General features: G+C 63.5%; 21 protein-coding genes and 1 pseudogene. 13 read left to right on the top strand and 9 right to left on the bottom strand.

The annotated features are described in order from the left end of the window. Window positions 1-34: 34 nt before the first annotated feature. On the bottom strand, window positions 35-937 hold the full coding sequence (locus NKJ18_RS29345; protein WP_023826666.1) for a LysR family transcriptional regulator: 903 nt from the start codon (window positions 935-937) through the stop codon (window positions 35-37). A gap of 128 nt (window positions 938-1,065) precedes the next feature. Between NKJ18_RS29345 and NKJ18_RS29340 the strand changes: the two genes are divergently transcribed. Continuing rightward, complete coding sequence (locus NKJ18_RS29340) at window positions 1,066-1,854, top strand: alpha/beta fold hydrolase (protein ID WP_352761078.1); 789 nt, start codon at window positions 1,066-1,068, stop codon at window positions 1,852-1,854. Here NKJ18_RS29340 and NKJ18_RS29335 read toward each other — a convergent pair. Continuing rightward, window positions 1,851-2,258 carry a DUF2000 family protein gene (locus tag NKJ18_RS29335; RefSeq protein ID WP_023694715.1) on the bottom strand — a complete coding sequence of 136 codons (408 nt, stop codon included), beginning with the start codon at window positions 2,256-2,258 and terminating at the stop codon, window positions 1,851-1,853. The two genes, NKJ18_RS29340 and NKJ18_RS29335, sit on opposite strands and share 4 nt — an antisense overlap. 47 nt (window positions 2,259-2,305) lie before the next feature. Here NKJ18_RS29335 and NKJ18_RS29330 point away from each other — a divergent pair, with 47 nt between their 5' ends. Beyond that, window positions 2,306-3,169, top strand: coding sequence for an AraC family transcriptional regulator (locus NKJ18_RS29330; protein WP_023694716.1), 864 nt, complete (start codon window positions 2,306-2,308; stop codon window positions 3,167-3,169). 26 nt (window positions 3,170-3,195) lie between these two features. On the opposite strand, the gene NKJ18_RS29325 is transcribed toward NKJ18_RS29330, so the two are convergent. After that, a complete protein-coding gene (locus NKJ18_RS29325) occupies window positions 3,196-3,666 on the bottom strand; it encodes a MarR family winged helix-turn-helix transcriptional regulator (RefSeq protein ID WP_023694717.1) in 471 nt (156 codons plus the stop codon). A gap of 419 nt (window positions 3,667-4,085) precedes the next feature. On the opposite strand from NKJ18_RS29325, the gene NKJ18_RS29320 reads away from it, so the two are divergent. The 4 genes from NKJ18_RS29320 (at window position 4,086) to NKJ18_RS29305 (ending at window position 7,099) form a co-directional block, all read left to right on the top strand. Beyond that, window positions 4,086-5,141 carry a CobW family GTP-binding protein gene (locus tag NKJ18_RS29320; RefSeq protein WP_352761075.1) on the top strand — a complete coding sequence of 352 codons (1,056 nt, stop codon included), beginning with the start codon at window positions 4,086-4,088 and terminating at the stop codon, window positions 5,139-5,141. 69 nt (window positions 5,142-5,210) lie between these two features. Further along, the gene (locus tag NKJ18_RS29315) at window positions 5,211-5,489 is read left to right on the top strand and encodes a type II toxin-antitoxin system TacA family antitoxin (protein ID WP_023689244.1); all 279 of its coding nucleotides are present in this window, start codon (window positions 5,211-5,213) and stop codon (window positions 5,487-5,489) included. Further along, window positions 5,486-6,013 (top strand): hypothetical protein, encoded by a 528-nt coding sequence (locus NKJ18_RS29310; RefSeq protein ID WP_023752460.1) that lies wholly within the window; start codon window positions 5,486-5,488, stop codon window positions 6,011-6,013. The genes NKJ18_RS29315 and NKJ18_RS29310 overlap by 4 nt, the downstream gene beginning before the upstream one ends. Window positions 6,014-6,124: 111 nt before the next feature. After that, window positions 6,125-7,099 (top strand): WD40 repeat domain-containing protein, encoded by a 975-nt coding sequence (locus NKJ18_RS29305; protein ID WP_352761071.1) that lies wholly within the window; start codon window positions 6,125-6,127, stop codon window positions 7,097-7,099. A gap of 1 nt (window position 7,100) precedes the next feature. Here NKJ18_RS29305 and NKJ18_RS29300 read toward each other — a convergent pair whose 3' ends face one another. Further along, window positions 7,101-7,553 (bottom strand): hypothetical protein, encoded by a 453-nt coding sequence (locus tag NKJ18_RS29300; protein ID WP_352761068.1) that lies wholly within the window; start codon window positions 7,551-7,553, stop codon window positions 7,101-7,103. Between the two features lie 155 nt (window positions 7,554-7,708). On the opposite strand from NKJ18_RS29300, the gene NKJ18_RS29295 reads away from it, so the two are divergent. From NKJ18_RS29295 to NKJ18_RS29280, 4 genes and pseudogenes are all read left to right on the top strand, one after another. Further along, window positions 7,709-9,091 (top strand): aspartate aminotransferase family protein, encoded by a 1,383-nt coding sequence (locus NKJ18_RS29295; RefSeq protein ID WP_352761065.1) that lies wholly within the window; start codon window positions 7,709-7,711, stop codon window positions 9,089-9,091. Window positions 9,092-9,126: 35 nt separating this feature from the next. Next, a complete protein-coding gene (locus tag NKJ18_RS29290; protein ID WP_023683505.1) occupies window positions 9,127-10,512 on the top strand; it encodes a glutamine synthetase family protein in 1,386 nt (461 codons plus the stop codon). A 118-nt stretch (window positions 10,513-10,630) separates the two neighbouring features. Then, window positions 10,631-11,866, top strand: a pseudogene (locus NKJ18_RS29285) (putative DNA modification/repair radical SAM protein). 2 nt (window positions 11,867-11,868) lie between these two features. Continuing rightward, window positions 11,869-13,335, top strand: coding sequence for a UdgX family uracil-DNA binding protein (locus tag NKJ18_RS29280; protein WP_352670943.1), 1,467 nt, complete (start codon window positions 11,869-11,871; stop codon window positions 13,333-13,335). A 267-nt stretch (window positions 13,336-13,602) separates the two neighbouring features. On the opposite strand, the gene NKJ18_RS29275 is transcribed toward NKJ18_RS29280, so the two are convergent. From NKJ18_RS29275 to NKJ18_RS29260, 4 genes are all read right to left on the bottom strand, one after another. Beyond that, a complete protein-coding gene (locus tag NKJ18_RS29275) occupies window positions 13,603-14,883 on the bottom strand; it encodes a glycerate kinase type-2 family protein (RefSeq protein WP_023671369.1) in 1,281 nt (426 codons plus the stop codon). Between the two features lie 167 nt (window positions 14,884-15,050). Further along, the gene (locus NKJ18_RS29270; RefSeq protein WP_023711326.1) at window positions 15,051-15,557 is read right to left on the bottom strand and encodes a heme-degrading domain-containing protein; all 507 of its coding nucleotides are present in this window, start codon (window positions 15,555-15,557) and stop codon (window positions 15,051-15,053) included. Window positions 15,558-15,868: 311 nt separating this feature from the next. After that, complete coding sequence (guaD, locus tag NKJ18_RS29265) at window positions 15,869-17,185, bottom strand: guanine deaminase (protein WP_023831269.1); 1,317 nt, start codon at window positions 17,183-17,185, stop codon at window positions 15,869-15,871. Window positions 17,186-17,187: 2 nt separating this feature from the next. After that, the gene (locus tag NKJ18_RS29260) at window positions 17,188-18,405 is read right to left on the bottom strand and encodes a urate hydroxylase PuuD (RefSeq protein WP_023671372.1); all 1,218 of its coding nucleotides are present in this window, start codon (window positions 18,403-18,405) and stop codon (window positions 17,188-17,190) included. Window positions 18,406-18,540: 135 nt separating this feature from the next. Between NKJ18_RS29260 and NKJ18_RS29255 the strand changes: the two genes are divergently transcribed. The 3 genes from NKJ18_RS29255 to NKJ18_RS29245 all read left to right on the top strand — a co-directional run bounded on the left by NKJ18_RS29255 (window position 18,541) and on the right by NKJ18_RS29245 (window position 21,766). Next, complete coding sequence (locus tag NKJ18_RS29255) at window positions 18,541-19,461, top strand: LysR family transcriptional regulator (RefSeq protein ID WP_023671373.1); 921 nt, start codon at window positions 18,541-18,543, stop codon at window positions 19,459-19,461. A gap of 107 nt (window positions 19,462-19,568) precedes the next feature. Beyond that, the gene (locus NKJ18_RS29250) at window positions 19,569-20,510 is read left to right on the top strand and encodes an LLM class flavin-dependent oxidoreductase (protein WP_023822084.1); all 942 of its coding nucleotides are present in this window, start codon (window positions 19,569-19,571) and stop codon (window positions 20,508-20,510) included. Beyond that, window positions 20,507-21,766 carry an LLM class flavin-dependent oxidoreductase gene (locus NKJ18_RS29245; RefSeq protein ID WP_023823874.1) on the top strand — a complete coding sequence of 420 codons (1,260 nt, stop codon included), beginning with the start codon at window positions 20,507-20,509 and terminating at the stop codon, window positions 21,764-21,766. The genes NKJ18_RS29250 and NKJ18_RS29245 overlap by 4 nt, the downstream gene beginning before the upstream one ends. Here NKJ18_RS29245 and xdhC read toward each other — a convergent pair. Continuing rightward, window positions 21,763-22,398 (bottom strand): xanthine dehydrogenase accessory protein XdhC, encoded by a 636-nt coding sequence (xdhC, locus tag NKJ18_RS29240; RefSeq protein ID WP_352460336.1) that lies wholly within the window; start codon window positions 22,396-22,398, stop codon window positions 21,763-21,765. The genes NKJ18_RS29245 and xdhC overlap by 4 nt on opposite strands. Window positions 22,399-22,647 lie beyond the last annotated feature (249 nt).

Genomic DNA, 22,647 nt, shown 5'->3' with positions numbered 1-22,647 from the left:
CGCGCAGGCTCAGCGCGGGCCGATCCTATGCCGGCTAAAGCGCCTCGCCGGATGCCACTTGCGCCTGGAGATGAAGCCACAACGCCTGGGCGACGGGTCCGTGCGGTCGGTCGCGCCGGCGCACCGCCGCCAGGGTCTCCGTCCGGCCGGGCAGATGTGCACCAGCGATCGAGATCAGCCTCCTATCCCGCAGTTCGTCCTCGATCAGCCATGCCGGCAGATGGCCCCAGGCCAATCCGTGAAGGATCAGTTCCTTCTTCATCAGATGATCCGGCACCGAGCACTGATGCGCACCGTCGACGAGGAAATAGCTCTCCGGCGACGGCCGCCGCGCCGTGTCGCGGATCACGCACTGGGTGAAGGGCCGCATCTGCTCCGGCGCAATCTCGCGGCCAGGCGCGAACGGAAGGAACCCAGGCGCCACCACCGGCACGAGGGGCACCGCGCAGAGATGGATCCGCTCGAGATGCGGATCGGAAGGATCCGCGCGATGGAAGATGAGGTCAGCCTCGCCTTCCATCAACCGTTCGAGCGGACCGCCGACCGCCTCGTACTCCAGGTGCAGGCGTGTCCCGGTGCGTTCGGCAAAGAAGCCGCTGAGCATAGGCAGGATTTGCGGTCGCGGGCAGAGATCACCCACGACCACACGCAGGACCGTCTCCTCGCCACTCGCCAACTGGCCCGCGTAGGTTCGCAGATGGTCGAGCTCGCGCAATGTCAGCTGCGCTCGCGCGTGAAACTCGCGGCCCGCCTCCGTCAGCCCCACCCGATATCCGCTGCGGTCGAGAAGTGTGAGCCTGAGCAACTGCTCGAGGCGTGCGACAGCGGCGAAGACGGATGGATGCGATCGGTTCAAGGCAAGGGCGGCCGCCTGGAAGCTGCCCTCGCTTGCCACGGCGTCAAAGCACCGTAGGTCGTGGAGTTTCAGACCATTCATTATCGCCAAAACCTACTGAGATTGTCCAATCATAGTAATTTTCCTGGATAATTACGAGGCCTAGGGTGGCTCATTCAAAGGGCGGCGGGAGCATCGAACTCCTTTCGCCAGGGTGAGATGAGGACCAGATGACTGACACGCTTTATTTTACGACGGGCGACGGCTGCCGGATCGCCTATCAGCTGGCGGGGGCCGGCCCTGTACTTGTGCTCTCGAATTCCATTGCGACGAACCTGCATATGTGGGACCGGCAGCTTGCGGAATTTGCCGGATCTTTCCGGGTGCTGCGCTATGATCTGCGCGGCCACGGCAGTTCCGATGCTCCGGCCGGAGCCTATTCGCTCGATCGGCTGGGCCGCGACGTCCTTGAGCTGCTGGATGCGCTTCAGATCGCCCGCGTGCATTTCTGCGGGCTGTCGCTGGGCGGCTTCGTAGGGCAGTGGCTGGGTATCCATGCCCCGGACCGCATCGAGCGTCTCAGCCTTTCCAACACCTCGCCATATCTCGGGCCGGCTTCTTACTTTGACGGGCAGATCCGTACTGTCCTTGCTGCGAGCAACATGTCGGCCGCCGCGGACATGTTCATGCACAACTGGTTTCCCGCCTCGATGCTTGCCGGCCCAAACGAAACCGTCGACGCGTTCCGCGCGATGGTCCTGGCGACGCCGCCCCAAGGTCTCGCGGGATGCTTCGCCGCCGTACGCGATTGCGATCTGCGCCGGACTGTCTCCCTCATTACCGCCCCCACCCTGGTGATCGGTGGAGAAGACGACAAGGTAACGCTGGCAAGCCACAGCGAGGCGATCGCAGCCAGCATCCCCGGCGCCACGCTTACACTGCTTCCGGGCGTCCATATGCTGAACGTCGAGCGGCCGACTGAATTCATGAGCGCCGTTACACGCTTCCTGCTGAATTAGGCGTGCATGCGGGCGCCCTTGGTGATCTTGTCGACGAGTTTCTTGTCGGCACGCAGCGCGATGCCGACGATCTTGGCGTCCTCAGGGCCGAACTCGGCGAAGACGGCGCGGTTGGCCGCATCGAAGCCGGTGGCAAACATCTCCTCGACATAGGCTGACGCCGTCACGCCCCGCTCCAGCGCCTTCCGGTGGATGGAGTTGAGCGTCGGCCCATCGGCCGAAAGCACGATGACCGGCTGGATCGACAGAGGATTGTAAAGGTTGCCGGCGCGGTCGCGGTAGGGTTCGCCGATAATGTCGGGGAATTGCGCGACGACGCCGCTGGTCAGGAAGGCCGTGACGTTGAGCTTTTGCCAGACGGCGAGATCGTCCCGCAGCACGATTGCAAATTTCGTATCGAACACCAAAATGAGGACTCCGGAGCACGCCCATGAAGGGGCAGGGATAGGTGATGACGCACGATCTAGACGGTGAGGCGACGCAGGGTCTTGAACGTTCGTGCGCGGATGAGGACCGGATCGTGTCGGCGCCTGTTACCGCTGGCATCGAGCGCATCGAGGCGCATTTCCATGGCAACGCCTTCGACCTGCACCGTCATGATACACTTGCCGTCGGCGTGACGCTTTCCGGTGTGCAGCGCTTCCACTACAGGGGCACTGTCAACCACAGCCTGCCCGGCCAGGTTATCGTGCTGCATCCCGACGAAGTGCACGATGGCGGCGCCGGGACCGAGGATGGTCTGCGCTACCGGATCCTCTATCTGGAACCGTCTCTGCTGCTCGACTGCCTCGACGGCGCGCCGCTGCCTTTCGTCAGGGATGCTGTGGTCAGCGATCCCGCCTTGCGTGGCACGCTGCTTTCGGCCCTGTCGCCGCTCGATGAGGAACTGAACGAGCTGTTCGTCGCCGATTTCGTTGCGGAGCTGGCGCGGCATCTGGGGCGTCATGCGGGACAGAAGGCAAAGCCGATGGGGAAGTCGGCCTCGCGTGCGGCAGCGCTGGCGCGCGGCTATCTCGAGGAGAATGCCGAGCGGTCCGTTCGTTCCGATGAGCTGGAAGCCGTCACCGGGCTCGACCGCTATGCGCTGTCACGCCATTTTCGCGCGACCTATTCCACCAGCCCGCATCGTTTCCTGCTGATGCGCCGGCTGCAAAAGGCAAGACGGATGATCGAGATCGGCGAACCGCTGGCCGAGATTGCCGTCGGCGCCGGCTTCAGCGACCAGAGCCATTTCAACAGACATTTCAAGAAAGCATTCGGCCTGACGCCCGGCCGCTGGTCGGCGCTGGTGCGCGGCCCTTCGGTGGCGGCCTAGCTCAAGACACGCGGCCGCCGTGCCGGTCAGTCGTCGATGTCGGCGTCGTCGTCGACGAGCACCAGCTCCTCGTTCGACAAATTGGCCTCGATGCGGGCGAGCAGCTTGAACAGCGTCTTCTGTTCTTTCTTGTCGAGGCCCTTCAACGCCTGCTTCTCGGTCTTCTTAACCGACTTCTCGATGGCGTGGATGATCTCGCGGCCGGTGTCGGTGAGAAAGATATGCGCCTGGCGTGCATCCGCGGAAGAGGCGCGCTTTTCCAAAAAGCCCTGGGCCTGCAGCCGGTTTATGGTCTTGGTGATGGTCGGCGGGCGCACGCCGAGGCGGCCGGCGAGATTGCCGGGCGTCTGGCCGTCCTCGCGGTCGAGCGTCAGCATGATCTGGTCCTGGCCGGCATAGAAGCCATGCGCCAGAAGCCGCGCCGCCAGCGCGGTCCTTGCCAGCCTTGCCGCCGAATGCAGCCGGCTCATCGTTGCAGTCTTGTCCGCCTTGGCCATGGTGATCCCTCTTCGGCCGTACCGGTGCGTGCAGCATAGACGCAGCCGGCCGGTTGGCAATCGACGATCCAAAAGATTCCGGCTTTCGAAACAGCTTTGCCGGCAAGCATTTGTGGTGCTCGAAATGGTGATGCCAGATGTTTATTTCAGTTAGATGACAAACGAGTTTCCGCCAAGGCGATTGCAACGGTTTGACGCGGCGCGGCTCAGCACAGGTCAACGAAGAGGCGTTTCCGGCGACACGTTGATGGTCGGCATCCCTCGCACTCGGCCTCTCGGTCTACCCACCCGCTTCGTCAACCTGGGTCAAACACCCAGGCGGTTTGCCTCGTGCAAAAGGCCGGCACACATCCTATATCAGGCCAACAATCCCTTCTTGCGGCCCGCAATTCCGTGGCCCAGCCATTTCGAGGCAAGATATGAGCGAAGCACAGACGCAAATCCCCGTGACCGTTCTCACCGGCTATCTCGGCGCCGGCAAGACGACGCTGCTCAACCGCATCCTGTCGGAAAACCATGGCAAGCGTTATGCCGTCATCGTCAATGAATTCGGCGAGATCGGCATCGACAATGATTTGATCGTGGAATCCGACGAGGAAATCTACGAAATGAACAATGGCTGCGTCTGTTGCACGGTGCGCGGCGACCTGATCCGCGTCGTCGAAGGCCTGATGCGCCGCCCGGGCCGCTTCGACGCCATCGTCGTCGAGACCACCGGCCTTGCCGATCCGGTGCCGGTGGCGCAGACCTTCTTCATGGACGACGACGTGCGCTCCAAGACCAGGCTCGACGCTGTCGTGGCCCTGGTCGACGCCAAGCACCTGCCGCTCCGGTTGAAGGATTCCAAGGAAGCCGAGGACCAGATCGCCTTCGCCGATGTCGTCGTGCTCAACAAGACCGACCTGGTGACGCCCGAAGAGCTGGCCAAGGTCGAGGCCACCATCCGCGCCATCAACCCGGCGGCCAGGATCCACCGCACCACGCGCGCCGGCGTGGCGCTGTCCGAAGTGCTCGACCGCGGCGCCTTCGACCTGTCGCGCGCATTGGAGAACGACCCACATTTCCTCGAGGCGCACGATCATGATCACGACCACCATGACCATGACGGGCACGATCACCACGACCATGATCACGACCATCATCATCACGATCACTCGCATCCCTCCGACATCCATGACGTGACCGTGCAGTCGGTGTCGCTGCGCGGCGGCGAGATGGACCCGAAGAAATTCTTCCCGTGGATCGAGAAGATCACTCAGATGGAAGGTCCCAACATCCTGCGGCTGAAAGGCATCATCGCGCTCAAGGGCGACGACGAGCGCTATGTCATCCAGGGCGTGCACATGATCATCGAAGGCGACCACCAGCGCGCCTGGAAAGACGGCGAAAAGCATGAGAGCCGGCTGGTGTTCATCGGCCGCGAGCTTGACGCCGAGCGGCTGAAGAAGAGCTTTGACGCCTGCCAGGCGGCCTAAACGCCTCAGAGGGTTGATTTTGGCGTGATGTACACATATGATGTGTACATCACGTTGAGGAGACAATTTATGCCGCGGCCCGCCGACAACAAGACTGAGCGCTATCAGATTCGCATTGCGCCCGCGCATAAGGCGATGATTGCACGCGCCGCTGCGTTGTCTAACCAGGATGTTGCCGACTTCATCCTCAACAGGATCGTTCCCGAGGCGCAGGCTGTTATCGAAGCGGCTGAGATTACGAAAGTATCCGATCGTGATTTTGCACGCATACTCGACCTGTTGGAAAACCCGCCGAAACCCAACGCTAAACTTCGAGCGGCGATAGCCGCCTTGCCAGATACGCTGTGACCCTTCCGTCCTGGCATGAGCAGCCCATTACTAAACAGCACGATCGGGCTTCGTTTGATTGCGGTGATACGCAAATGAACGATTTTTTGCGAAGGTTCGCGCGACAAAGCCACGAGCAGAATGCGGCAAAGACCTTTTGCGCAATAGACGATAGAGCCCCGGAGCGGATTTTGGGTTTCTACACAATTGCTCCGTCTGCCGTACCTCACGACGCCGTACCCACGGCGATGACGAAAGGGTTGGCGCGGCACGAAGTCTCTGGGTTCAAGCTTGCACGTCTTGCGACGGATCTCAGTGTTGCGGGTCACGGATTGGGTGGGCAGTTGCTTGCGGCCGCTGCGCTGCGCTGCTTACGCCTGGCTGGCGAAGGCGGCGGCATCCTGCTCATCATTGACGCCAAAAGCGAGCGGGCAGCGAGTTGGTATGCCGGCTACGGTGCAGAGTCTCTTCTAGACCAACCACTGACGCTGATAATGCCGCTCGCGACCTTCGCGACGGAGTTGCGAACAAACAGGCTGCTTTGATGCCTACCTTCTTGCCTTTGGCGACCGCCACCAATCCCTGGTGATTGCCGATGAGGGAAACGTCAAGTAAGTCGCCAAGACAAATTCGAAACCTCCTTCGCCCAGGAAGCCATGCCCACAGTTGCCCCCCTTGACCTGGAAGGTCACTGCCTTGCCGCCGTCTTCCTCGACAACGTGCCGCATTTTGCGCTGGCCGATGGGACAGTTCATAGGCTCGACAACGGCCACAAGGCAATTCAGGCCAATGACGGCCTGCTCTCCACGTTCCATGACGCCGCCAACGACCGCCTGATCACCGGCGGCGAGGACGGCAAGATTTTTGCCGTTGCCGCCGGCGGCGATGTCAGCGAACTCGCCAGCGCCGGCAAGAAGTGGATCACCAGCGTTGCCGCCGGGCCGCAAGGCGCTATCGCCTATGCCACAGGCAAGACTGCGTTCGTGCGCTTTGCCGACGGCAAGACCAAAGAGTTTGCCCATCCACGTTCGGTCGAGGGGCTGGCCTTCTCCCCCAAGGGCATGCGCTTCGGCGTCGCCCGCTACAATGGCGCGACGCTGCATTTCCCGGCCGCCGAGGGCAGGCCGGTGGAGCTGGAATGGGCCGGCGCCCATACCGGCGTCACCTTCTCGCCGGATGGCGCCTTCCTCGTCACCACCATGCAGGAAAACGCGCTGCATGGCTGGAAGCTCGCCGACGGCAAGCACATGCGCATGACCGGCTATCCCGGCAAGGTCAAAAGCCTGTCGTGGAGCGTGAAGGGCAAATGGCTGGCGAGTTCCGGCGCGCCGGCGGCGATCGTCTGGCCGTTTTCGGGCAAGGACGGCCCGATGGGCAAGGCGCCGCTGGAGCTCGGCACGCGCGGCAACGCCATGGTGACATCGGTTGCCTGCCATCCGAGCCAGGATGTCGTCGCCGTCGGCTATGATGACGGCATGGTCATGGCGGTGCGCTTTACCGATGCCAAAGAGGTGCTGTTGCGCCGCCCGGGCAAGGGCGCCATCACCGCGATGATGTGGGATAAGGAAGAGCGCCGGGTCGCCTTCGGCAGTGCCGCCGGCGACTGCGGCGTCATCGATATCTCGGCGTGACCTATTCGGCTCCGCACGACACCTTGCCGGTCAATTCTTTCGGCTTGCCGTCCTGTTCCGTGTCGGCGGCGTTGTCGTAGACGGCAAGCGTGTACCGGCCGTAATAGACGCCCTCGTCACTGGTCTTGGTCAGGATCGTCAGTTCGACAGAGTTGAATTTATCTCCGAGCTGATGCTCGTGGTAGACGTTCAGCCGCAACTCCTTGTCGTCCAGCCAGTACTGGGTGAGGTCGGAATCCTCGAAGACGGTCTTGCGCAGACTGTCGCCTTCCGGCCGGCCAAGTATCTCGAGATCGCCGCGAAAATTGAAGGTCGGGCCGCCCATACCTCTGGTGACCCCGGCGCCGACCTCGAATTGCACCGCTTTGTCATCGACGGAACACCAGACGCCGCCCGATGCGGAAGCCGCAGCGGCCGACAAGAGTAGCGCAATAGCGCAGATGATCGTCCGCATTTTTCTCCCCAAACCACAGACCCGATCGCATTGGCGCCCGACTGCGCCGGAAGGTCAAGTCTGCCGAACTTGCTGCTGACCCAATGCAGCGCACCAACACGGCCAATTGCGGTTGCCGTCGCCAATTGGGTAGTGTGCCGACCGAGAGGGATTTCATGCACAGCACGAACAGTTCAAAGGCGTCCATTGGCGGTATCAGCCGTGACCGCATCGCTGCATTGCGGACAAGCGAGGCGAACACCTTCCGCAAGGCGCGGCCGAAATCGCAGGCCAAGGTCGGTAACGGCCTGCCAGGCTTCTTCGGCGGTGTGCCGATGCACTGGATGAACGACTGGCCGACGCCATTCCCGATCCTGGTCGAAAGCGCCAAGGGCGCCGCCATCACGGATATCGACGGCAACAGGCTGGACGATTTCTGCCTCGGTGACACCGGCTCGATGTTCGGCCATTCGCCGCCGCCGGTGGCGCGCGCCATCCGCCGCCAGGCCGGGCGCGGCCTGACCTATATGCTGCCTTCGGAAGATGCGCTGGCCATCGGGCCGCTGATCACACAGCGTTTCGGTCTGCCGTTCTGGCAGATCGCCACCACCGCCACCGACGCCAACCGCTTCGCGCTGCGCGTCGCCCGCGCCGTCACCGGCCGCGAAAAGATCCTGGTCTTCAACGGCTGCTATCACGGCTCGGTCGACGAGACGATGGTCCGGTTGGTCGACGGCAAGCCCGTGAATCGGCCGGGGCTGGCGGGTGAGTTTCGCGACCTGACCAAGATGGCGAAGGTCATCGAGTTCAACGATGTCGCCGCGCTGGAAGCGGCGCTCGCCGACCACGATGTCGCCTGCGTCATCGCCGAGCCGGTGCTGACAAATTCCTGCATGGTGCTGCCCGATCCGGGTTTTCACGACGCGTTGCGCAAACTGACGCGCGCGGCAGGAACGCTGCTGCTGATCGACGAGACCCACACCATCTCGACCGGCCCAGGGGGCTACACCAGAAAATTCGGGCTGCAGCCCGACCTTTTCGTGCTGGGCAAGCCGATCGCCGGTGGCGTGCCGGCAAGCGTGTGGGGCATGAGCGACGAGGTCGCCTCGCGCTATGCCGACTACAACCGAACCAAGGAGCCGGGCTATTCCGGCATGGGCACGACGCTGTCGGCGAACCCGCTGCAGTTCGCAGCCATGCGCGCAACGCTCGAAGAGGTGATGACGCAGGAGAATTATGCCCGGATGGATCGCCTCGCCCTGCGGCTCGATGCCGGGCTGACCGGCGTCATCGATCGCTACAATCTGCCCTGGCATGTCGCCCGCGTCGGCGCCCGCGTCGAGTTCATCTGCGCCCCTGGCCCGCTCAGGAACGGCGCCGAAGCCGAGACTGCCCATGCGCCGGAGCTTGAGGCGGCTATCCATGTCGCGCTGGTCAACCAGGGCGTGCTGATCGCGCCCTTTCACAACATGATGCTGATCTCACCGGCCACCACCGGCGCCCAGGTCAACCGGCTGATCACCGCCTTCGCCGCGGTTGCGGCAAGGCTGACGGCATGAGACAAGCTGCCAAGCCAAACTCGAGTACACTAATCATGACTTCACCTTCGGGCTCGACGCCCGCCGAGGCGCAAGCCTTTCTCGACGCCCATCCCGAAATCGAAGCCTTCGATATCGTCTTGACCGACGCCAACGGGGTCGGCCGCGGCAAGATCGTGCGCCGGCATGAGCTGAAAAGCATCTTCGAGGGCGGCCGCCACATGCCGATCTCGATCCTCGGCCTCGACATCACCGGCGAGGATGTGCACGAAACCGGGCTGATCTGGACGACTGGAGACGGCGATCTCAGGGCATGGCCGATCCCCGGCACGCTGGTGCCGCTTTACGGCACGAACCCGCCGCGCGGCCAGTTGCTGATGGCGATGTACCATCTCGAGGGACAGCCTATGTCGTCGGACCCACGGCTGGCGCTGGCCAGGCAGGTCGACATCTTGGCGGCCAAGGGCCTCTATCCCGCCGGCGCCTTCGAACTCGAATTTTTCCTGCTTGCCAATGAGCGTGACGCCGACGGCAAGGTAAAACCGGCGGACGCCGTGCTCGACGGCCGCCGCTCGGCCAAGACGGAAGTCTATTCCGTCGACCATCTGCACGGCATGGAGCCGTTGTTTTCCGACATCTATGCCGCGGCTAAGGCGCAAGGCATTCCGGCCGAAACGGTGATTTCCGAATACGCGCCCGGCCAGTACGAGCTGACGCTGAATTACCGCAAGGATGTCATGCGGGCGGCCGACGACCTCGTCATGTTGAAGCGGCTGGTGCGGGCGCAGGCGCGCCGCCATGGTGTTACCGCCTGCTTCATGGCCAAGCCGATCGAAAAATATGCCGGCTCCGGCATGCATTTCCATGTTTCGCTGCAGGACAAGAACGGCCGCAACGTTTTTGCCGAAGCCGGCGGCGAAAGCTGGTCGCTGCCGCTGCTGCAGGGGCTCGGCGGGCTGATCCAGACCATGGCCGAATCGATGCTGGTGTTTGCGCCGCACGCCAATTCCTGGCGGCGCTTCGTCTCGCAGTCCTATGCGCCGGTGGCGCCGACCTGGGGCGTCAACAACCGTTCGGTGGCGCTGCGCGTGCCGGCCGGCGACGCCAAGAACCGGCGCATCGAGCACCGGCCGTCGGGCGTCGACGCCAATCCCTACCTGATCGCGGCAACGGTGCTGGCCGGCATCATCAAGGGTCTTGACGAAGGCCTCGACCCCGGCCCTGAAACCACTGGGAATGGCTATGAAGCCGCTGTCACGCGCACGACCATGCCGGTCGACTGGCGCGCCGCGATCGAGGCGGCGCGGGCCTCGAGCTTCCTGAAAGAGGCGCTTGGCGAGGATCTGCATCGCACCTTCGTGGCGATCAAGCAGTCGGAGTATCTGCGCGTCGCGCGTACGGTGAGCGAGCTGGACTACCACCTCTACCTGCACGAGGTCTGAGAGACCGCCTGGACTCGGGCAGTCGTCCTGCTAGCCCGACGATCAGGCGGCGATCACTTTTTCGCCGCCTGCATCAAATGAGGTGGCGCTGCAGCCGTCTAGAACATAACATGAACGGATGAGCGCACGCACCGTCCGTGAAAAGCTGGCGATCCTGTCAGACGCCGCCAAATAGGATGCTTCTTGCGCCTCGTCTGGGTCGGCGAAGAAGGATTCGCGCCAATCCGGCGGTATCGGCTCCACCGAAGGCATGGGCATCTGCCATTCCTACGCGCCGGACGGCCGCTGCATTTCGCTCCTGAAAATCCTGCTGACCAATTTCTGCATTTACGATTGCAGCTACTGCATCAACCGCTCGTCATCGAATGTGCGCCGCGCCCGCTTCGGCATCGACGAGGTGGTGAAGCTGACCATGGACTTTTATCGGCGCAACTACATCGAAGGCCTGTTCCTGTCCTCCGGCGTCATCCGTTCGCCCGACGAGACCATGGCCGAAATGGTGGAAGTGGCGCGGCGGCTGCGGCTGGACGAAAAATTCTCCGGCTATATTCATCTGAAGACCATTCCGGAAAGCTCGGCCGAACTGGTGGAGCAGGCCGGGCTCTACGCCGACCGGCTGTCTATCAATGTCGAACTGCCGACCGATGAGGGCGTGAAGAAACTAGCGCCGGAGAAGAAGCCGCAAACGATCCGGCTTTCCATGGCGAACCTGCGCCGGAAGATGGAGGAAAAGGCCGAGCCGACGTTGCGGACCAAGAAGCGCGAACGCTTTGCGCCCGGAGGTCAGTCGACGCAGATGATCGTCGGCGCCGACAAGACATCCGACGACGGCATTTTGCACACCAGCGCGCGGCTCTATGGCAGCTATCACCTGCGGCGCGTCTATTATTCCGCCTTCAGCCCAATCCCGGATTCGTCATCGTCGCTGCCGCTGCAAAAACCGCCGCTGATGCGCGAGCACCGGCTCTATCAGGCCGACTGGCTGATGCGTTTCTACGGCTTTTCGCAGCCGGAAATCCTCGCCGGCAGCAGCGACGGCATGCTCGACCTCGCCATTGACCCCAAGCTCGCCTGGGCTTTGCGCAATCGGGCGAGGTTTCCCGTCGACATCAACCGCGCCGACCGCGAAGCGCTGCTGCGGGTTCCGGGTCTGGGCACCAAGGTGGTGGCGAAGATCCTTGAAACCCGCCGCCACCGACGCATGCGGCTGGAAGATGTCGGACGGATCTGCCATTCGATCGCCAAGCTGAGGCCCTTCATCATCGCCGAAGGCTGGTCGCCGGGCGGACTCACCGACAAGACAGGCCTGCGCGACACGATCGTAAAGTCCTGCGAACAACTGTCGCTGTTTTGACCATGCAGCCGGCCCAGCTCGACCTTGCCCGATACACCGTCCGGCTAGCGAGCCAGACCGATTTCGCCGGTTGGCGCGATGCGGCACGGCGTCTGGCGCTGAATGAGGTCCGGCCTGAGGATATTAGTTGGGGTGTCGGGTCCGACGCCAATGATCCTCAAGATGCCTTGCCGGCGGTGCCAGAGGGCGCGCAGCTTACCGTCCCGCGCGAGTTCATCGCCCGTGCAGAAACCGCCTTCTGCCACTCCGACCCCGGCCGGTTTGCCTTTCTCTACCGGATGCTTTGGCGCCTGCGAACCGAGCCGAAACTGCTGGCGATCGCATCCGATCCCGACACCAGGCGGCTCGAAGCCATGGAAAAGGCGGTGCGGCGCGACAGCCATAAGATGCATGCCTTCGTACGCTTCCGGAAGATCGGCGACGGCGAGAACGAGCGCTACGTCGCCTGGTTCGAGCCGGAGCATTTCATTGTCGAGCGCAACGCGGATTTCTTCGTCCGGCGGTTCACCGGCATGCGCTGGACCATCCTGACGCCCTATGCCTCCGCCGACTGGAACGGCGAAAGGCTGGCGATCGGGCCGGGTGCGGCCAAGGGCGATGCACCCGATCAGGACGACACCGAGGCGTTGTGGCTGACCTATTTCGAAAACATCTTCAACCCGGCGCGGCTCAAGGTGAAGGCGATGCAGAAGGAGATGCCGAAGAAATATTGGCGGAACCTTCCCGAGGCCTCGCTCATTCCAGATCTGATCGCAGGAGCGGACGAGGCCGCCAGGGATATGATTGCCAGACTGCCGACAATGCCGGCGCCGCACCACGCCAAGCTGCAGGCGAAACATTGGCCGAAGCGCGAGCCGGCCGAGGCGCCGGACGATGACGCCAACACCATTTCCGAGCTACGCGAAGCCGCGAAAGGCTGCCGCCGCTGCCCGTTGTGGCGCGACGCGACACAGACCGTGTTCGGCGAGGGGCCGGATGATGCCAAAGTGGTCTTCGTCGGCGAACAACCGGGCGATCAGGAAGATCTCGCCGGCAAACCTTTTGTCGGGCCAGCGGGCAAAGTGTTCGATGCAATTCTCGATGACGCAGGCGTCGACCGGCAAAAAGTCTACGTCACCAACGCCGTCAAGCATTTCAAGTTCGAGCCGCGCGGCAAGCGCCGCATCCATTCGAAGCCAAATGCCGGCGAAGTCCAGGCCTGCCGCTGGTGGATCGGCCGGGAGCTTGAGCTGATCAAGCCGGACCTCGCCGTGGCGCTTGGGGCAACGGCGGCGTTGTCGCTGCTGGGCAAGGCCATTGCCGTGACGAAAATGCGCGGCCAGTTGATCGAACGCGAGGATGGCTTGCGCGTGTTCATCACCATCCACCCCTCCTTTATCCTGCGCATTCACGAGCCGACGGACAAGGAGGCTGAGCGCGAGCGGTTCCTAAAGGATATGAAAGAGGTGAAGCGGCTGATGGGGTCGTGAGATGAGCGAAAGCCTCAGCGACATCGTCATCCGCGGGCGGAGCAAGGAGTGAAGCGACGCAGCGCAGACCCGAGGATCCATGCCGCGACGTTTGCACGCTGCTACGGTGCAGAATTATGCCGTTGCGCTCGACGGCTAACATCACGGAATGGATCCCCGGGGGTCTTCGCGACGGAGCTTCGCTCCTGCTTCGCCCAGGGATGACGAAGCTGGGTGGCTTCACGGTCGTGAATCCAACGTTGGAAAACTTCGGCCGCCACGGCCAGATTAACTGATTAGGATTGCCCTCAGATCGTTCACATTCGTACCCGTCGGCCCCGGCACGAACAGATCGCCGATCGCGTTGAACGCCGTCCAGGCATTGTTGCCGGCCAGCATCGCCTTGGCGTCGATGCCGGCGGCACGCATGCGCGAGACAGTCGAGCCATCGGCAAAGGCGCCGGCATTGTCTTCCGAGCCATCGATGCCGTCGGTATCGGCGGCCAGTGCATGAATACCTTCCGCGCCGCTGATGCCGATGGCAAAGGCGAGCAGGAATTCGGAGTTGCGGCCGCCCTTGCCCCTTTTTCCGTCAACAGGGGCCCGCAAGGTCACGGTCGTCTCGCCGCCGGACAGGATCAGCACCGGCTTTTTGAACGGCCGGTTGCGCGTCGCCACTTCGCGCGCAATGGCTGCATGCACGCCACCGACCTCGCGCGCCTCGCCCTCGATGGAATCGGAGAGGATGACGGCTTCGATGCCCTGCCGTTTTGCCTCAGCGGCTGCCGCTTCCAGCGACACGCCAGCCGAGGCGATCAGGTGCACTTCATTGCGTGAAAAGCGCTGGTCATCCAGATCTGGCGCATCGGCCTCTGGCGAGTTGATGTGCGCCATGACGGCGTCGGGCAGTTTCATGCCGTAGGCCGCTATCGAGGCCAGCGCATCGGCGCGGTTGCCGGAGTCGGGCACGGTCGGGCCGGAGGCCACCAGCGCCGGGTTGTCGCCGGGAATGTCAGAGACAACCAGTGATACCAGTTTGGCCGGCCAGGCGGCAGCTGCCAGCCGGCCGCCCTTGATGGTCGAGAGATGCTTGCGGATTGTGTTCATCGCCGCGATCGGCGCGCCGGAGGCAAGCAGCGCCTCGTTGACGGCGATTTCGTCGGCGAGCGTCAGGCCGGCGGCAGGCGACGGCAGCAGCGCCGATCCTCCGCCCGATATCAGCGCCACTACCAGGTCGTCCGCAGTCAGCCCTTGCACCTTTTCGAGCAGGCGCCGCGACGCCTCAAGACCGGCAGCGTCCGGTACCGGATGTGCCGCCTCGATGATTTCGATGCGCTCGCATCTGGCGCCATAGCCGTAGCGGGTGACGACCAGCCCTTCGATTGGGCCATCCCACACCTTCTCGAACGCGGCCGCCATCTGCGCCGAGCCCTTGCCGGCGCCAATGACAATGGTACGGCCCTTGGGCCTGGCCGGCAGATGATCCCTGATGGTCCGTTCAGGATCGGCAGCGGCAACAGCGGCATTGAAGATCGAGATGAGAAAGGATTTGGGATCGAGCACGGTTATCCTTGGCCGTAACTGGCGGTTTTTAAAATGAGCAAACGTTGGCGCTGCCCCTCACCCTCACCCCGTGAAAGACGGGGAGAGGGGATCGCCAGCGCTCGAGCTTGTCCTTTCTCCCGTCACTATACGGGGAGAAGGTGCCGGCAGGCGGATGAGGGGCAGCGCCAACGTCACGATTTACCTTCCGGCGGCAGCGCCAATTGTGTCCGATCGACGCCGAGATGATCGCACAGTGCATCGACGACGACGCCATGATCCTGGCGTTCCGGCAGGCCGGAGACGGCGATGACGCCGATGACGCCGGCACCCTTTACAGTCACCGGAAACCCGCCGCCGGCCAGTACGTAATCAGCAATATCCAGCCCCTCGCCGACCTTGAAGGTGCGGTCCGGTCGCTGCTGTTCCAGCACCAGACGATAGGTGCTCCTGAGGTAGCGCTTGACCACATTGATCTTGCGTCGTGCCCAGTCGGGGTTGGAGGCGTTTGAACCGGGCATCGCGGCATAAAACAGCGGCCGATCCCACAGCCTGATATCGACAATGATGGGCAGCTTTTCGGCCAGCGCCCGCTCGCGGATCGCCGCGCCGACCTTGAAGGCGACGGCCTCGTCGAAGGCCGGGAAGACCAGCGTCTCTTCCTGTTTCTGGATCAGAGCGATGTCGTCGGCAGCGGCCATTTTGTTCTCCGAAGTCAGTCACAAATCGTGTGTACGACAAGCTCCGCCCGGTCAAGGTCTCGTCGCGGTGGTGGTCTTGCCCCGCCAGGGTCGACCCCCACTCCGTCGAGCTTCTCTCGACACCTCTCCCCCGATCGACAGGGTAGAGGAAGGGCGCCAAGCTGTCCGAACCGGCGCCCGTCCTCCGAAGCAAAGGCTCCCTTCCTCTCCCTCCGGAGGGGGGAGAGGTGGCGCCGCGAAGCGGCGACGGAGTGGGGGACCACTTGGCAACCAGGCGCAATCATCATCTTGTCCCGCGCGGATGATGGGTCCTACCCCACGATCATATCGATCTTGGCCGGCCGCCCCGCAACATAGACCTCGCGCACCGCGCGGTCGTCGCCCAATGTCTGCAGCAGGAACAGCTCCTCCGCCAGCGTCTCCACAGTCTCCATCCTCAGCCGCATCGCCGGCGTGGCGCGGGCGTCGAGCACGGTGATGTCCGCGTCGGTGCCTTCATCCAGCGTGCCGACCTTGTCCGCCACAGACAGCGCCTCGGCATTGCCACGCGTTATCTGCCAGAAGGACTGGAACGGGTTCAGCTTTTCGCCATTCAGCGCAATCACCTTGTAGCCCTCGTCCATGGTGCGCAGCATCGAATAGTTGGTGCCGCCGCCGACATCGGTGGCGGCAGCGATCCTGAGCGGCTTGTCGCGGCGACGAAAGCGCTGGTAGTCGAACAGGCCGGAGCCGAGGAACAGGTTCGAGGTCGGGCAGAACACCGCCACCGAGCCTGAGTCCGACAGCGCATCGGCCTCTCGTTCCGAGAGATGGATGCAGTGGCCGAACAGGCTCTTTGGCCCCAGCAGGCCATACTGCTCGTAGACATCGGTGTAGTCGCGCGCCTGCGGATAGAGTTTTTGCGTGAAGGCGATTTCGGCGTGGTTTTCCGACAGATGCGTCTGCATGTGCAGGTCGGGGTTTTCGCGGCAGAGCGTGCCGGCCATCTCCAGCTGCTCGGGCGAGGAGGTGATGGCGAAGCGCGGCGTGATCGCATAAAGCTGGCGGCCCTTGCCGTGCCATTCCGCAATCAGCGCCTTCGTATCGTCATAGCCGGATTGCGGCGTGTCGAGCACGCCTGCCGGCGCATTGCGGTCCATCATCACCTTGCCGGCAATGTTGAGCATGCCGCGCGCATGCGATTCGGCAAAGAACGCTTCGGCAGACGCCTTGTGCACCGAGCAGTAGGCGGCGACCGTCGTCGTGCCGTGGCGCACCATCTCGTCCAGGAACAGCCGGGCGATGCGGCGGCCATGCTGGGCGTTGGCGAATTTGGTCTCTTCGGGAAAGGTGTAGGTGTTCAGCCAGTCGAGCAGTTCGGCGCCGTAGGAGGCAATGACCTGCATCTGCGGGAAATGCGCATGCGCATCGATGAAGCCGGGCAGCAGCAGATGCGGCCGATGATCGATCTTTTTCGCACCGTCGCCCGCTTGCTTTTCGACTTCCGTGTAGCTGCCCACGGCAACGATCCGGCCGTCGCGGATCAGCAGGCCGCCATCCTCCTCATAGCGCCAGGCGGCATGGTCGTCGATGGCTTCGGGCCAGCGCAAAAAACTTAGGGTGCGGCCGCGCAGAAGTGTGGAGGTCATCCCTATTTCCCTGCGCCTTCGAACCAGGCGACCAGCAGCGCCCGTTCCTTGTCGCTGATCTGGGTGACGTTGGCGGGCGGCATGGCGTGGCTGCGCCCGGCCTGCAAATAGATTTCACGCGCATGCTCGGCAATGCCGGCGTCGGTGTCGAGCATCACGCCCTTCGGCGCATGGTAGATGCCTTCATAGACCGGCTCGGCCGTATGGCACATCGAGCAGCGGCCAAGCACGGTGTCGCGCACCGCCGGGAAATGCGACGAGGCGATATAGACTTCGGCCGCGGCGGATGCCTTGGGCTCGCCGGTCAGTATTTTCGGCGCTGTCGACAGCCACATGATGATGACGAATAGCACCGCAGCCGCCATCCAGGTCCAGTGGGGGTTGCCGGCACGCTTATGCACGGTGTTGAAATAGTGCCGGATCAAGACGCCGATGATGAACACCAGCGAGGCGATGACCCAGTTGAACTCCGTCGCAAACGCCAGCGGATAGTGGTTCGACAGCATCAGGAACAGCACGGGCAGCGTCAGGTAGTTGTTGTGCAGCGAGCGCTGCTTGGCGATCTTGCCGTATTTCGGGTCGGGCTTTCGGCCGGCAATCAGGTCGGCGACGACGATCTTCTGGTTTGGAATAATCACCATGAAGACATTGGCCGACATGATAGTGGCGGTGATGGCGCCGAGATGCAGGAAAGCGGCGCGGCCGGTGAACAGATGCGTCAGACCCCAGGCGATGAACACCAGAACGCCATAGAGCACCAGCATCAGTCCGGTGTCACTTTTGCCGAGCGGCGACCGGCAGAGCAGATCGTAGACAACCCAGCCGACGCCGATCGTCGCCATCGACAGCAGGATGCCCACGGGAACCGACATGGACAGAACATTGGGGTCGATCAGGAACAGGTCGGCGCCGGCATAGTAGACCACGCACAGCATGGCGAAGCCGGACAGCCAGGTGGCGTAGGATTCCCACTTGAACCAGGTCAGGTGTTCCGGCATTTCGGCCGGCGCCACCAGATATTTCTGGACGTGGTAGAAGCCGCCGCCATGCACCTGCCATTCCTCGCCGAATGCGCCGACCGGCATGCCGGGGCGCTGGCGCAGGCCAAGGTCGAGCGCGACGAAATAGAAGGACGAGCCGATCCAGGCGATGCCGGTGACGACGTGCAGCCAGCGCACGGCGAAACTCAGCCAGTCCCAGAAAATCGCGAAATCCATCATGTGAAATCGTCCCTGCCGATCGGCTGACTTTACGGTGTGGGGCGCAAACGAAAAGAGGCGAGGTGTACGATGACTTTCAAAAAAAAATGGAAAATACTAGGCTGACCACGTACGCCGCCACATAAAGAGCCACGAATGGCCTATCTCGACAACATCGCCGTCTTCGTCCGCGTCGTCGAGCTTGGTAATCTCTCGGCGGCAGGCCGCGACATGCGCATTTCGCCGGCGGTCGCCTCCAACCGCATCAAGGAGCTGGAAAAACACCTCGGCGTGCGGCTGTTCAACCGCACGACACGGCAATTGATGCCGACGGAGCATGGCACGGTGTTCTACTCCGGCGCCAAGCAGGTGCTGGAGGCTATCACCGAGGCGGAAGCCGCGGTTTCGGCGCTTTCCGGCCAACCGCGCGGCACCATCAAGGTGACCGCACCGCTCGGCCTCGGACGGCGGCTGGTGGCGTCGGGCATTCCGGATTTCCACGACAAATACCCCGATATCGAGGTGCGGCTGAGGCTCTCCGACCACAATATCGACATCATGAAGGAAGGCATCGACGTCGCCTTCAAGCTCGGCATCATCGAGGATTCCAGCCTGCGGATGCGCGGCATCATGGAATGTGAACGCGTGCTGGTGGCGGCACCGAAATATCTCGAAGCGCGCGGCGAGCCGGTGGAGCCACAGGAGCTGATCGGCAAGAAGCACGACTGCCTGATGCTGCGCTATTCCGGGGCGCGCGAATATGTCTGGACGCTGCAGACGCCGTCCGGCCCGCAGAAATTCGAGGTGCACGGCCCCTACGACACCGACGATGGCGATGTGCTGACCGGCTGGGCGCTGTCGGGCCGCGGCATCATCAACAAGCCGCGCTTCGAGGTCGAACCCTTCATCCGCGACCGGCGGCTGCAGGTCATCCTGGCCAGCACGCCGCCAACGCCGGTGCAGTTCGCCGCCGTCTATCCGCACAAGAAGCTGCAGGATCCAAAGGTGCGGCTGTTGCTCGACTTCATGGCCGAGCGTTGCCAGCGGCTGATCAAGGATTTGCTGGCCGGCAAGTGAGGGGCTGTTGGCCCAGTCGCCAGGGTTGTCTTACAAGCAGGTGACCTTAGGTTCGCATACGCCGCCCTATGATCGATGGTCCCATGCCGACTGACCAGCAAGCCACAATGCATCTTGCCGTTTCGCTCAACATTACTTCCGGGCAGCCGCTCGGGTTTAGCGACCTGGCCGGCTTTGCCAAGCAAGCGGAAGCGGCGGGGCTGGACATGATTGTCCTCGATGATTCCGCGCCGAACAGCGCCGGGTCGAGTTCTTTCGAAGCGACGACCTTGCTGGCGGCGCTGGCGACGGTGACAAGTCGGATCGGCCTTGTCGCTGCAGCCTCGACGGTGGCTCACCAGCCGTACAATCTGGCGCGCCGTTTTGCTTCGCTCGACATCATCAGCCATGGCCGCGCCGGCTGGCACGCGACCATGGCGCAGGCGCCACGGGAAGCCGCCAATTTCAGCCGGCCGGATGGATTTTCCGACGATGTGTTCCGCCGCCGCACGCAGGAATACATCGGCATCGTTCAGCGCCTGTGGCAGGGCTGGGATGCCGACGCGCTGCTGTTCGACAAGATCGGCGGCCGCTTCCACGATCCCGAAAAAATGCACCTGCTCGACCACAAGGGCGAATTTTTCTCCGTGCGCGGGCCGCTGAACGTCGCGCGCTCGCCGCAGGATACGCCGGTGCTGGTGCTGTCCGGCCTGTCCGAGGCCGACCTGGATATCGCCGCCCGCACCGCCGATGTCGTCCTGCTGGACAGACCCACAGAGGACGCCAAGGCGCGCCATGACGATCTCAAGCGCCGCGTTGTGGCCTGCGGACGCGATCCGGGTGCGGTCAAGCTGCTGCTGAACGTTGGCGCAGATGTCGCTGCCAACGCGCTCGAAACATTGTTCAGCTCGCAAAGCTGCGACGGGTTCAACATCGCAATACCGCCTGCCGCGATTGACGGTTTCATCGGCCGCGTGCTGCCGGAATTGCAGCGCCGCAGCCTCGTCCGACCGGATTATCCCGGCACCACCTTGCGTTCGCATCTCAGACTTGCCGGAGGAGCGCAATGACCCGCCAGATGAAGCTTGGCGCCTTCCTGTGGGCGACGGGCCACCACATCGCCGCCTGGCGTCACCCCAAGGCGCATGTCACGGCAGGCATCGACATCGATCATTACATCCGGCTGGCGCGCACGGCGGAAGCGGCGAAGTTCGACATGGTGTTCTGCGAGGACGCCGCCGGCCTGCGCGAAGCCAATGTCGGCATCGCCAGCCAGACCTCACGCTCGATCGGCTTCGAGCCGATCAGCCTGCTGTCCGCGCTCGCCGTCCAGACCAGCCGCATCGGCCTCGTTTCGACGGCCTCGACCAGCTACAACGAGCCCTATGGGCTGGCGCGCACCTTTCTCTCGATCGATCATCTGAGTGGTGGCCGGGCTGGCTGGAACCTGGTGACGTCGGCCAGTCCCATCGAAGCCGCCAATTTCGGCGCGACGGGCCTGAAACCGCATGCCGACCGCTACGAGCGGGCGCGCGAATTCGCCGAGGTGGTATCAGGACTTTGGCAAGGCAGCGGCTTTCACGGTCACAACGGCCAGAGCTTTTCGGTGCGCGACTCGCTCGACCTGCCGCGCTCGCCGCAGGGCGCGCCGGTGATGGTGCAGGCCGGCGCCTCGGATGTCGGCCGCGACCTTGCCGCCCGCACCGCCGACGTCGTGTTCACGGCGGCGCAGACCCTCGAGGAAGCCAAGGCCTTTTACGACGACCTCAAGGGCCGTATGGCGGGCTATGGGCGGGAACCCGACGACATCAAGATCATGCCCGGCGTCTCCCCGGTGGTGGCAGACACCGAGGCCGAAGCGCGGGAGAAACAGGAGGAATTGCAGGCGCTGATCCCCGACGATGTCGGCGTGGCGCTACTGTCCAGCTATCTCAGCATCTCCGATCTCGGGAGCTATCCGATCGACGGACCGATGCCCGAACTGCCGGAGACCGAGGGCATGAAAAGCCGCCAGGCGCTGGTCATCCAACAATCGCGCCGCGACGGCCTGTCGATCCGCCAGCTTGCGCGCCATTTCGCCGGCGCACGTGGCCATTGGCGTATCGTCGGCACGCCGGCGCGGATCGCTGACGAATTGCAGGCGCGGTTCGAGGGCGGCGGCGCGGACGGCTTCAACGTCATGCCGTCATACTTCCCCGGCGAGCTCGATGCCTTTGCCACGCTGGTGGTGCCGGAACTGCAGCGACGCGGACTGTTCCGTCGGGAATACGAAGGCAGCACCTTGCGAGATCATCTTGGCCTGAAGCGGTCGGATAAAAAAGATTAGCCGGCTACCTCTTGGCCTTGCCGCGCCTGCTGGCTTACCGCCGGTGCCGCGCCGTGCGCGACCAGCGCCGTCATGATCTCGGCCGCGGCCAGCGCAGCTATGACCGGTGGGCGCTTGTCCTTGACCGCATCGCCGCCGATCGGCGAGACGAGGCGGGCGAACTCAGCCTCCGTGCCCTCAGCCGATTTCAGGAACCAGTTCCTGAACGTCGCTCTCTTGGTTTTCGAGCCGATCATGCCGACATAGGCCGCGTCGTCGCGCTTCAGCGCTTCGGCGACGATGAGGAAATCCAGCGCATGGTCGTGGGTGAGGATGGCGAAGGCGGTGCCGGCGGGGGCGTTTCGCACCTCGGCCTCGGGCATCGGCGTCAGCCGCGTCTCGACGGTTTCCGGCATGCCTTCCAGCGCTTCGGCCCGCGTCTCGATGACGACACCACGCACGGGAAGAAGTGCAACAGTCGAGGCCAGCGCCCGGCCGACATGGCCGCCGCCGAAGATATAGACATGCGGCAGGTGGGCTTCCTCGGCTTCTGCGGCCGCGATCAGCTCGGCAGTAAGCGCGGCATCGACGACACGGATCAAGACTTCGACGCGCCCGCCGCAGCACTGGCCGATCTCGGGGCCTAGCGGCACGTCAAGCGTGGCGCAAACTTCGTCGAAGCCGATGCGGGCTTCTTTACCCTCCCCCTTGTGGGGAGGGTCGGTGAGCGGACGCCGTGTGGCGGCGTCAGCGAAACGGGGTGGCTTGGCACGATCGTCCGCGCCCCCCCCCCCCGGGGGGGGGGGGGGGGCGGGCGCGCCGCCCCCCCACGCCGGGGGGCGGGGCGCGGGGCCCCAGCGCCGGGGCGGGAGCAGGCAGGCGGGCGCAGGGGGCGCACGGCG

The organism is Mesorhizobium sp. M0217 (assembly GCF_040321955.1).
Lineage (GTDB): Bacteria > Pseudomonadota > Alphaproteobacteria > Rhizobiales > Rhizobiaceae > Mesorhizobium.
The sequence above is the reverse complement of the archived record's forward strand: the minus strand, read 5'-3'. Positions and strand labels throughout refer to the sequence as shown.

Coding starts and splice junctions, on each gene's coding strand:
- NKJ18_RS29345 (WP_023826666.1), bottom strand. CDS start 937: ATGAATGGTCTGAAACTCCACGACCTACGGTGCTTTGACGCCGTGGCA.
- NKJ18_RS29340 (WP_352761078.1), top strand. CDS start 1,066: ATGACTGACACGCTTTATTTTACGACGGGCGACGGCTGCCGGATCGCC.
- NKJ18_RS29330 (WP_023694716.1), top strand. CDS start 2,306: ATGACGCACGATCTAGACGGTGAGGCGACGCAGGGTCTTGAACGTTCG.
- NKJ18_RS29325 (WP_023694717.1), bottom strand. CDS start 3,666: ATGGCCAAGGCGGACAAGACTGCAACGATGAGCCGGCTGCATTCGGCG.
- NKJ18_RS29320 (WP_352761075.1), top strand. CDS start 4,086: ATGAGCGAAGCACAGACGCAAATCCCCGTGACCGTTCTCACCGGCTAT.
- NKJ18_RS29315 (WP_023689244.1), top strand. CDS start 5,211: ATGCCGCGGCCCGCCGACAACAAGACTGAGCGCTATCAGATTCGCATT.
- NKJ18_RS29305 (WP_352761071.1), top strand. CDS start 6,125: ATGCCCACAGTTGCCCCCCTTGACCTGGAAGGTCACTGCCTTGCCGCC.
- NKJ18_RS29300 (WP_352761068.1), bottom strand. CDS start 7,553: ATGCGGACGATCATCTGCGCTATTGCGCTACTCTTGTCGGCCGCTGCG.
- NKJ18_RS29295 (WP_352761065.1), top strand. CDS start 7,709: ATGCACAGCACGAACAGTTCAAAGGCGTCCATTGGCGGTATCAGCCGT.
- NKJ18_RS29290 (WP_023683505.1), top strand. CDS start 9,127: ATGACTTCACCTTCGGGCTCGACGCCCGCCGAGGCGCAAGCCTTTCTC.
- NKJ18_RS29280 (WP_352670943.1), top strand. CDS start 11,869: ATGCAGCCGGCCCAGCTCGACCTTGCCCGATACACCGTCCGGCTAGCG.
- NKJ18_RS29270 (WP_023711326.1), bottom strand. CDS start 15,557: ATGGCCGCTGCCGACGACATCGCTCTGATCCAGAAACAGGAAGAGACG.
- guaD (WP_023831269.1), bottom strand. CDS start 17,185: ATGACCTCCACACTTCTGCGCGGCCGCACCCTAAGTTTTTTGCGCTGG.
- NKJ18_RS29260 (WP_023671372.1), bottom strand. CDS start 18,405: ATGATGGATTTCGCGATTTTCTGGGACTGGCTGAGTTTCGCCGTGCGC.
- NKJ18_RS29255 (WP_023671373.1), top strand. CDS start 18,541: ATGGCCTATCTCGACAACATCGCCGTCTTCGTCCGCGTCGTCGAGCTT.
- NKJ18_RS29250 (WP_023822084.1), top strand. CDS start 19,569: ATGCATCTTGCCGTTTCGCTCAACATTACTTCCGGGCAGCCGCTCGGG.
- NKJ18_RS29245 (WP_023823874.1), top strand. CDS start 20,507: ATGACCCGCCAGATGAAGCTTGGCGCCTTCCTGTGGGCGACGGGCCAC.